The organism is Bacillus sp. KH172YL63, assembly GCF_011398925.1.
Taxonomy (GTDB): domain Bacteria; phylum Bacillota; class Bacilli; order Bacillales; family Bacillaceae_B; genus Rossellomorea.
Genome location: NZ_AP022842.1, coordinates 1 through 10,000, shown reverse-complemented (window position 1 = coordinate 10,000; position 10,000 = coordinate 1). Strand labels below are relative to the sequence as shown.

General features: G+C 44.7%; 8 protein-coding genes (1 of these 8 cut by a window edge). All 8 read right to left on the bottom strand.

Features of this window, described 5'->3' with window-relative positions; genetic code table 11:
* Positions 1–209: the 5' portion of an HD-GYP domain-containing protein gene (locus tag KH172YL63_RS00040; RefSeq protein WP_173104259.1), read on the bottom strand. It extends 880 nt beyond the left edge of the window; only the first 209 of its 1,089 coding nucleotides appear in the window; it begins with the start codon at positions 207–209; its stop codon lies beyond the left edge, outside the window.
* Between the two features lie 127 nt (positions 210–336).
* Complete coding sequence (gene gyrA / locus KH172YL63_RS00035; protein WP_173104258.1) at positions 337–2,871, bottom strand: DNA gyrase subunit A; 2,535 nt, start codon at positions 2,869–2,871, stop codon at positions 337–339.
* 127 nt (positions 2,872–2,998) lie between these two features.
* The gene (gene gyrB, locus KH172YL63_RS00030) at positions 2,999–4,924 is read right to left on the bottom strand and encodes a DNA topoisomerase (ATP-hydrolyzing) subunit B (RefSeq protein ID WP_173107998.1); all 1,926 of its coding nucleotides are present in this window, start codon (positions 4,922–4,924) and stop codon (positions 2,999–3,001) included.
* A 49-nt stretch (positions 4,925–4,973) separates the two neighbouring features.
* Positions 4,974–5,228 carry an extracellular matrix regulator RemB gene (gene remB / locus KH172YL63_RS00025; RefSeq protein WP_173104257.1) on the bottom strand — a complete coding sequence of 85 codons (255 nt, stop codon included), beginning with the start codon at positions 5,226–5,228 and terminating at the stop codon, positions 4,974–4,976.
* 9 nt (positions 5,229–5,237) lie between these two features.
* A complete protein-coding gene (gene recF / locus KH172YL63_RS00020; protein WP_173104256.1) occupies positions 5,238–6,356 on the bottom strand; it encodes a DNA replication/repair protein RecF in 1,119 nt (372 codons plus the stop codon).
* Between the two features lie 17 nt (positions 6,357–6,373).
* A complete protein-coding gene (yaaA, locus tag KH172YL63_RS00015) occupies positions 6,374–6,592 on the bottom strand; it encodes a S4 domain-containing protein YaaA (RefSeq protein WP_173104255.1) in 219 nt (72 codons plus the stop codon).
* Between the two features lie 618 nt (positions 6,593–7,210).
* Positions 7,211–8,347 (bottom strand): DNA polymerase III subunit beta, encoded by a 1,137-nt coding sequence (dnaN, locus tag KH172YL63_RS00010; protein ID WP_173104254.1) that lies wholly within the window; start codon positions 8,345–8,347, stop codon positions 7,211–7,213.
* A 206-nt stretch (positions 8,348–8,553) separates the two neighbouring features.
* On the bottom strand, positions 8,554–9,900 hold the full coding sequence (dnaA, locus tag KH172YL63_RS00005) for a chromosomal replication initiator protein DnaA (RefSeq protein ID WP_173104253.1): 1,347 nt from the start codon (positions 9,898–9,900) through the stop codon (positions 8,554–8,556).
* Between the last annotated feature and the right edge of the window lie 100 nt (positions 9,901–10,000).

The window sequence follows — 10,000 nt, the reverse complement described above, 5'->3', positions numbered from 1 at the left end:
GTATGATCGGAATTAAAGGGCTGCCTGAATGGATTTCCGTCGGCTTTCGTTTTCTCTATCACCAGTTCGGTTATGTGAAACGCCTGAAGAATACCCAGGTGCTCTTCTTCGATCACCGTATTCTTTGGAATGATCGGACTTGCCGCCAAACCCATGACGTCCTCAGCTACGATGCATCCTGTTTGTATTTCTGAAGCATGTACCTTCAACTATAAACACCTCTTATCTCACCTTTTCCTTATATTTATTTTACCAAATTTTTCTGGTTCGTGTTGGTCTTTTCAAAAAAATAAGCTATTTCCAGCAATGAATTGCTGGAAATAGCTTATGAGTCATTTATTCATTGGTATCGTCGTTTGTTTCTTCTGGAGCCGTGCTGTCTTCTGCTGCTGGCTGCTCGGTTCCTTCAACAGATTCCACCGGTTGCTCCGTCTCTTCTTCATCTTCTTTTTCGACTTTGGCTACGGTTGAAACAAATTCGCTGTCTTGAAGGCGGATCAGTTTTACCCCTTGGGTATTACGGCCGGTTGTTGAAATGTCATTCACGTCCATACGGATCAGGACGCCATGGGCGGTGATGATCATGAGGTCTTCTTCACCTGTAACAGCTTTAACAGAGACAAGTTCTCCATTACGTTCGGTGATGTTACATGTTTTCAATCCTTTACCGCCCCGTGTCTGAATCCGGTATTCGCTTGCCGGCGTACGTTTACCGTAACCTTTTTCCGTGACGACAAGCACATCGTCTTTTTCTTCAAGGATTTCCATCCCGACAACGATGTCATCGCCGCTCAGGTTGATCCCCTTCACCCCTGTAGCAGTTCGTCCCATTGAACGGACATCTGTTTCAGGGAATCGGATGAGCATGCCGTTTTTCGTACCGATGATCATATCTTTCTCTCCATCGGTCAGTTTGACGGAAATGAGCTCGTCGTTTTCACGAAGGTTGATGGCAATTAAGCCGTTCGTCCGGATGTTGGCGAAATCTGAGACTGGGGTCCGTTTGGAAATACCTTGTTTCGTTGTAAAGAACAGGTACCAGTCGTCCACGAATTCCTCGACGCGGATCATCGCATTGATCCATTCATCTTTCTCTACACCGAGCAGGTTGATGATTGGAAGCCCTTTGGCTGTCCTGCTGAACTCTGGGATTTCATATCCTTTCGCACGGTATGCTTTCCCTTTGTTTGTAAAGAATAGAATGGTGTCATGGGTTGATGTTGTCAATAAGTTCTCGACGAAATCTTCATCATTCGTACCCATCCCCTGGATTCCTCTTCCTCCACGCTTTTGGCTGCGGTAGGTCGAGACAGGGAGACGTTTGATGTATCCATTATGAGTAAGGGAGACGACGATGTTTTCCCTTGGGATCAAGTCTTCGTCCTCAATATTTTCAATGCCACCTGCAACAATTTCAGATCTTCTTTCATCGTTGAAGCGCTCTTTGATTTCAATCAGCTCTTCACGGATGATTTCAAGGACCTTTTCATCATCTGCAAGGATCGCTTTCAATTCTGCAATCAGCTTGACCAACTCTTGATATTCTTCTTCAATCTTTTCCCGCTCCAAGCCGGTTAAACGTTGAAGACGCATGTCAAGAATAGCTTGAGCCTGTTTGTCAGAAAGGGAGAACTTCTCCATCAGGCCTTGCTTGGCAAGTTCCGTTGTTTGTGATCCACGGATCAGGGCAATAATTTCATCGATATGATCCAATGCGATCCGCAAACCTTCCAGGATGTGTGCCCTTGCTTCTGCTTTTCGCAGTTCGAATTCCGTTCTGCGGCGGATGACGACCCGTTGATGCTGTAAGTAATGATACAGGCATTCTTTCAGGTTCAATACTTTCGGCTGTCCATTCACAAGCGCAAGCAGGTTGATCCCGAAGCTTGTTTGCAGGGCTGTTTGTTTGTACAGATTATTAAGTAAGACATTTGCATTGGCATCTTTTCTTACTTCGATGACGATCCGCATACCATTACGGTCCGATTCATCCCGTAAATCTGTGATTCCATCGATTTTCTTATCACGGACAAGGTCCGCAATCTTTTCAATCAATCTCGCTTTATTCACCTGATAAGGGATCTGATGGACGATGATCGTTTCTTTTCCATTGCTCTTTTGTTCGATTTCCACACGGGCGCGCATCGTGATGGAACCTTTTCCAGTTTCATAGGCACGGCGGATCCCGCTTCTGCCCACAATGAGGCCGGCAGTAGGGAAGTCAGGTCCGTAGATATATTCCATCAGCTCTTGGATGGTAATATCCTCGTCCTTACTCAGCGCAAGGATTCCGTCGATGACCTCTCCAAGATTGTGTGGAGGGATATTGGTAGCCATACCGACAGCAATCCCTGAAGAACCGTTCACTAACAAGTTCGGGAATCTGGCCGGCAATACTTCCGGCTCTCTTTCCGTACCGTCATAGTTATCTTTATAGTCAATCGTGTCTTTATTGATATCGCGAATCAGTTCCATCGAAATCTTAGACATACGTGCTTCTGTATAACGCATCGCAGCTGCTGCGTCGCCATCCACAGAACCGAAGTTACCGTGGCCGTCAACGAGCATGTAACGATAGTTGAAGTCCTGTGCCATACGGACCATTGTGTCATAAACGGCAGAGTCACCATGCGGGTGATACTTACCGATTACTTCACCGACGATACGGGCGGATTTCTTATACGCTTTATCAGATGTCATACCCAGATCATTCATCGCGTACAAAATACGGCGATGGACGGGCTTAAGGCCGTCACGTGCATCAGGTAGGGCACGGGAAACGATGACACTCATCGCATAGTCCAGGAAAGATGAGCGCATTTCACTGCTAATATTAATCTCTTTCACATTCGATCTTGGTGCTTCTGCCATAGTAAAAGGGACCTCCTTTTCAAGAAAGGTTTAGACCTTTCTCATTTTTTACCTTGTCCGCTATGTAAAAGACAGGATAGCACGTTGTCTATCCTGCATGATGTTTCTTCAGGTCTAACTACCAGGATTAAATATCCAGGTTCTTTACGTAAGCTGCGTTTTCTTCAATGAAGTTACGTCTCGGCTCTACTTTGTCTCCCATGAGGATATCAAAGGTTTCATCAGCTTCGATGGCATCTTGAAGGCTTACTTGCAGCAGCGTTCGGGATTCAGGATCCATTGTCGTTTCCCACAGCTGCTCCGGATTCATTTCTCCAAGACCTTTGTAACGCTGGATACTCGGTTTAGGGGTAGGGGAGATTTCCCCAAGGATACGGTCGAGTTCTTTATCGTTGTAGGCATACTCGATTTTCTTCCCTTGCTGGATCTTGTACAAAGGAGGCTGGGCGATGTAGATATAGCCCGCTTCGATGATGTTTCTCATGTAACGGTAGAAGAACGTCAACAATAGTGTACGGATATGGGCACCATCGACGTCGGCATCGGTCATGATGACGATCTTATGGTATCTTGCCTTCTCCAGGTTGAAGTCTTCGCCGATCCCTGTCCCAAGGGCGGTGATGATCGCACGCACCTCATTGTTGGAAAGGATCTTGTCCAGGCGCGCCTTTTCTACGTTGATGATTTTACCACGCAATGGAAGGATCGCTTGGAAATGACGGTCACGGCCTTGTTTAGCCGATCCGCCGGCTGAGTCACCCTCAACCACATATATTTCACTGATGCTTGGGTCTTTGGAAGAACAGTCTGCCAATTTACCAGGAAGGCTGGAAATTTCCAAGGCACTCTTACGACGGGTAAGCTCCCTTGCTTTTTTCGCAGCGAGTCTGGCACGTGCAGCCATCAGACCTTTTTCGACCACTTTGCGGGCAACAACCGGATTTTCAAGCAGGAATGTTTCCAGATGCTCTGAGAAAAGGGAATCTGTGATTGTTCTTGCTTCTGAGTTACCCAGTTTTGTTTTCGTCTGCCCTTCGAACTGTGGATCGGGATGTTTGATCGAGATGATCGCAGTCAATCCTTCACGTACATCTTCCCCGGAAAGATTCGCATCACTTTCCTTGAACACATTATTCTTTCGGGCGTAGTCATTGATGACCCTTGTCAATGCCGTCTTGAATCCGGACTCATGTGTTCCGCCTTCGTGTGTATGGATATTGTTGGCGAATGAATAAAGATTGCTCGCAAACCCATCATTGTACTGGAGGGCGATTTCAATCGTGATTTCATCTTTTTCGCCTTCAATATAGATCGGCTCTTCATGGATGACTTCTTTCGAACGGTTAAGATGCTCAACGTAGGACTTAATCCCGCCTTCATAGTGGTAGTCTTTACGTTTTCCTTCCCCGCGCTTGTCTTCGATGCTGATCTGAATCCCTCTGTTCAAGAAGGCGAGCTCACGGATACGATTGGCCAATGTGTCATAATCGTACTCCGTCGTTTCAGTGAAGATTTCAGGGTCCGGTGTGAAATGGATGACCGTTCCTGTTTTTTCTGTTTCTCCGATCACTTTCAGATCGAAGCTTGGAACACCTTTTTCGAATTTCTGGTAATAGATCTTTCCATCGCGGTGGACGTGCACTTCAAGCTCTGTGGAAAGGGCATTTACGACTGATGCACCTACACCGTGGAGTCCTCCGGATACTTTATATCCGCCTCCGCCGAATTTACCACCTGCGTGAAGTACGGTCATGATGACCTCGACTGCCGGACGTCCCATCTTCTCGTGGATACCGACCGGGATACCGCGCCCGTTATCCGTGACCGTGATGCTGTTGTCCTTTTCGATGATCACTTCGATTTCATTACAGTGACCCGCTAATGCTTCATCGATACTGTTATCGACGATTTCCCATACCAAGTGATGAAGGCCTCTGCCGCTCGTTGATCCAATATACATCCCCGGTCTTTTCCGGACGGCCTCCAAGCCTTCTAAAACCTGAATCTGATTTTCATCATAGGACTGACCTTGCTGTGCTTGTTGTTGTTCCATAGTCATACTGATTCACCTACACTTTCTAACCTTCAGGGCTTTTGAATTTCTATAGTAAATTCTCATAGTTCGAGTATTTCTTTGACCGTTTCTTCAACGTACTTGACGCCAATGGCGAAAGATACAACTCATTGGTCGTGATGACAAGTGATTTATATGAACCCTTTGCAAGATTACAAAGGTTTTTATCCTTCGTTTTTAAAAATTGTTGGATTTCCTCAGAGAATTGAACGGTGTCTCGATCAATAATTGCAATGATTTCGTCTGTACGTACCATGACATCTTCTCCAACATGAATGTACAAGGTAACACCTCATTTCACTCTTTTCATTGATCCGGCTTCCACTTCGAATGTGGTCGCCTCGTTTAAGGTTTGGTGATCGATACCATCCACGTTTGTTGTCGTGACGAACGTCTGGACTTTCCCCTGAATGGTATTGAGTAAGTGGGATTGACGATAATCATCCAGTTCAGACAAAACATCATCAAGAAGTAAGATGGGATATTCTTTGATTTCAGAATGAATCAGCTCGATTTCAGCGAGCTTCACAGAAAGGGCCGTCGTCCGTTGCTGCCCCTGTGATCCAAATGTCTGGACATCCCGGCCGTTCACGATGAATTGCAGATCATCCCTATGGGGACCTACCAGTGTCACACCCCGGTCGATTTCCCGTTCACGGATATCATTGAATTTCTGTTCGTATATATCTACCATTTTCGACCATTCTTGACTATCTGATACGCCCAGGGACGGTTTATATAAGATTTCGAGCGTTTCTAAGTTCCTTGAGATCCCCGAATGGATCGGTTTTGCCCAACTTTCGAGAAGCTGAACGAATTCGAACCGCTTTTTGGTGATTTTCACCGCCATCTCGATAAACTGCTCCGTCAGGACGTCAAGCATCGTCTGGTCTTTTTGTTTTCGCGTTTGCAACTGTTTCAGATAATGATTCCGCTGCTGTAATATTTTTTGATAAAGGCTGATATCATGTAAATAAACAGGTGATACCTGTCCGATTTCCATATCGATAAAACGACGCCTTACCTGAGGGCTCCCTTTTACTAAGTGGAGATCCTCAGGTGCGAACATGACTACATTCATATTGCCGACATACTGGCTCAGCTTGGACTGTTCCAAGTGATTGCTCTTCGCTTTTTTCCCTTTTTTCGAAAGAATAAGCTCAAGTGGCAATGAACCATTATACTTCTGTATCCTACCTTTTATTTTAGCATATTCCTCGTCCCAGCGGATTAAATCTTTGTCATTTGACGTGCGGTGGGACTTGGCCATAGCCAATACATAGATAGACTCCATGATATTCGTCTTCCCCTGGGCATTTTCCCCAAGGATGACGTTCACTTTATTCTCGAACGTCACGTCGATCGATTCATAATTTCGATAGTTCCTCAACTCTAACTGTTCAATGTACATGGACATAACATCCTTTATTATTCTCCGGCAATCACGAATGCTCCTACTTCCGGAATTTCAATTGTGTCACCAATCGTGAGCTTTCTGCCTCTTCGCTGGTCTTGCTCGCCGTTTATGTATACTTCATATTCACTCAGGAACCATTTCGCCATGCCGCCTGACTGAATCACTTCAGCAAGCTTCAGGAATTGGCCCAGTGTGATGATTTCTGTACCGATTGTGATCTCTTTTGCCACTTATAATCACTACTTTCCGTATAAAGTCTCTAATATCTTATTTTACTCTAAATGAATGTAAGTCACAACTAACGAAAATTGGACTAGATTGCAGCTGTATAAACAGGTCCCGGTGTGGAGCGATTTTTATTCTTTTGTTAGTAAAAAAATTTATAGATGTGTTTCTAGTGATTTTTCAAAACCAAAGGCTGTTTTCGTTAACATCGTGGCTTTGATATAAGCGAGATGCGGTGTTGATTTCCGCTACAGATGCTCGCTTTCCGCGGGGCTGGCGGTGAGCCTCCTCGGACTTTGTCCTGCGGGATCTCACCTGTCCAGCGGTTCCCGCAGGAGTCGAGCATCTTCCGCTACAATCAACCATCGGAGTTAAAAACCTAAAAAATTCCCTGTATTAATCATCTTCTGAATAGTAGTGATCAGCGCAATTTAAGTAGATTGCGATTGATTCATTGCTATGGCAATTTTTTTATTACCCCGTCTCAAATTACCGAAGATGCTCACACTAACGTTAAATCGCAACAATCTATACGAAAACAGCCAAAACAAAAGAAAAACCAACACCCAATCGTGCCAGGTGTTGGTTTTTTGTTATGTGATGCAATCTGATTAAAGACTATTTTAGTACGTTCTAACCGGAAGGATCAACTGCAGGATCGAATCGTCGTGAAGTGGTTTCAGGACGAACGGTCTCATTGCCCCTGTGAAATTCACATGGATTTCTGTTCCTTCGATCGCTTTTAAGGCGTCCATCATATATTTCGCGCTAAAGGAGATTTTCAGTTCTTCTCCTTCAATCGACTGGCTTTGGACCTGCTCGATGACTTTCCCGATTTCCGGCGTGTTGGACGAAATTTCAATGACGCCGCCATCAAGAGTGGAAAGCTTAACTACGTTATTACGGCCTTCTCGTGCAAGAAGTGACGCACGGTCGATCGCCTGCAGGAATTCTTTCGTGTTTAGCGTCAATGCTGTCTTCGTATCTGAAGGAATCAATCTGCTTGTATCAGGATAGTTCCCTTCTAATAGACGGGAGAAGAACAACAGATGCTTCGCTTTGAAAAGAACCTGGTTTTCAGTGATGACAATTTCCACCGGCTCATCCGTATCATCAAGGATTTTATTCAGCTCATTCAAACTTTTCCCCGGGATGACAATATTGTAAGACGCATCATGATTCGTTTCGATCGGTGCTTTTCTCATTGCCAGCCTGTGGCTGTCTGTTGCAATACAGCTCAGTTCGCCGTTTTCAATTTGACAGTTTACACCTGTCAAGATCGGGCGTGTTTCTGAGGTGGACACTGCGAACACGGTTTGTCTGATCATTGTTTTCAGAAGATCGGTTGAAACCTTGATCCCGTTTCCTTCTTCAATTTGAGGAAGGTGCGGGTATTCTTCCGGGTCCAGTCCGTTTAGATTGAATTCAGCCTGTCCTGAACGGATGACGGTTTGCAGATGATTTTGAACCTCGATCTCTACAGTGTCTTTCGGAAGCTTTTTGACGATTTCACTAAAGAACTTCGCTTGCAGTACGATGCCGCCAGTATTCATGATTTCAACAATTTCAGTTCCTTCTTCTTCAACCGGGATGAAAGACTCAATGGAAATATCAGAGTCACTTCCCGTCAATGTGACGCCGTCTTCGGTAGCAATGATTTTGATTCCTGTCAGAATCGGGATTGTTGTTCTTGAAGTGACAGCTTTCATGACATCCTGGACACTTTGCACAAGATGGTCCCTTTGAATAACAAATTTCATGATTGTTTCCTCCAATTTACACATAATTTTTTGGACTGAATCATATACTAATAATTTATTTAAAAAATAGTAATAGAAGTAGTAGGTCCTGTTGATATGTGGATAAGTCCATAAATCGAACGTAAACACAGCCTATCCACATGTGGACAGACTGTGTGTTAGTCAGGCAGAGTTATTCACATTATCCAGTTTGCTTGTTTGTAAAATCAGCTCTTTAAAGCTTCGCGGATTTCCTTCAATTGCTGCTGAAGAAGGGAATCGGCGCCAAGTAAAGTACTGATCTTCTCGTGGGCATGAATGACCGTCGTATGATCACGGCCCCCAAACTCTTCCCCGATTTTCGGCAGGGATGAATCGGTCATTTCCCTTGATAGATACATGGCGATCTGCCTTGGGAATGCGATTGACTTTGTCCGTTTCTTCGCTTTGAAGTCTTCAAGCTTCACGTTGAAGTGCTCACCTACAACCCGCTGAATCTCCTGGATCGTGATCACCCTCGGTTTCGAGCTTGGGATGATATCCTTCAATGCTTCAGCGGCAAGGTCGGCATTTATATCTTTATTGATAAGTGATGAGTACGCCACTACACGGATCAGGGCGCCTTCTAACTCACGGATGTTGGAATCGATTTGATTCGCAATATATAGCATGGCTTCATTCGGGATATCCAACCCTTCAGCCTTGGCTTTCTTACGTAAGATCGCAATCCTTGTTTCCAGATCAGGGGGCGTGATGTCTGTAATTAGGCCCCATTCAAAGCGGGAGCGAAGTCGATCTTCAAGCGTCGGGATCTCTTTAGGAGGACGATCACTGGAGATGACAATCTGCTTGCTCTCTTCATGCAATGTATTGAAAGTATGGAAAAATTCCTCTTGCGTTTGTTCTTTCCCGGCTAAAAATTGAATATCATCAATCAGTAAAACATCAACATTCCGGTATTTGTTGCGGAAATCGACGGCTTTATTGTCCCTGATCGAGTTGATGAATTCATTTGTGAACTTTTCTGAGGAAAGATAAACCACTTTGGCAGCAGGATTATGCTCCAGCACATAATGACCGATCGCATGCATTAAGTGAGTCTTTCCGAGTCCCACTCCACCATAGATAAAGAGGGGATTATACGCCTTTGCAGGTGCTTCGGCAACAGCGAGTGATGCGGCATGGGCGAAACGGTTGCCTGAACCGATGACAAAGGTATCGAAAGTATATTTAGCGTTCAGCATATTCTGGTTGATATCCTGCTGATCGTCGTCTTTCATCGGCTTCTTTGGCGGAATTTGAATATCAAATTCTTCAGGTTCCTGGTTTTGAGGAATGATGAATTTCACAACTAATTCTTCGCCGGTGATATCATATAAAACCCCGGAGATTAGCTGAGAATACCGACCTTCCAACCAATCTCTTGCAAATTCATTTGGAGCAGTGATGACAAGGGTGTCCCCTTGAATGGAATGGGCCTTAGTTGATTTTAACCAAGTATCAAAGCTTGGCTTACTGATCTTCTTTTCGATATTTTCTAAGGCTTTGCTCCAAAGATCCCCGATATTCTCCAATCCTGATCCCTCCTTTTCTCAGTTTGTATAACCTCTGTACAACATATACGGTCTATAAATTCCGTTAACTTTTGTGTTTTTATAAAAATACAAAGCAGTG

Coding starts and splice junctions, on each gene's coding strand:
- gyrB (WP_173107998.1), bottom strand. CDS start 4,924: ATGGAACAACAACAAGCACAGCAAGGTCAGTCCTATGATGAAAATCAG.
- recF (WP_173104256.1), bottom strand. CDS start 6,356: ATGTACATTGAACAGTTAGAGTTGAGGAACTATCGAAATTATGAATCG.
- gyrA (WP_173104258.1), bottom strand. CDS start 2,871: ATGGCAGAAGCACCAAGATCGAATGTGAAAGAGATTAATATTAGCAGT.
- dnaN (WP_173104254.1), bottom strand. CDS start 8,347: ATGAAATTTGTTATTCAAAGGGACCATCTTGTGCAAAGTGTCCAGGAT.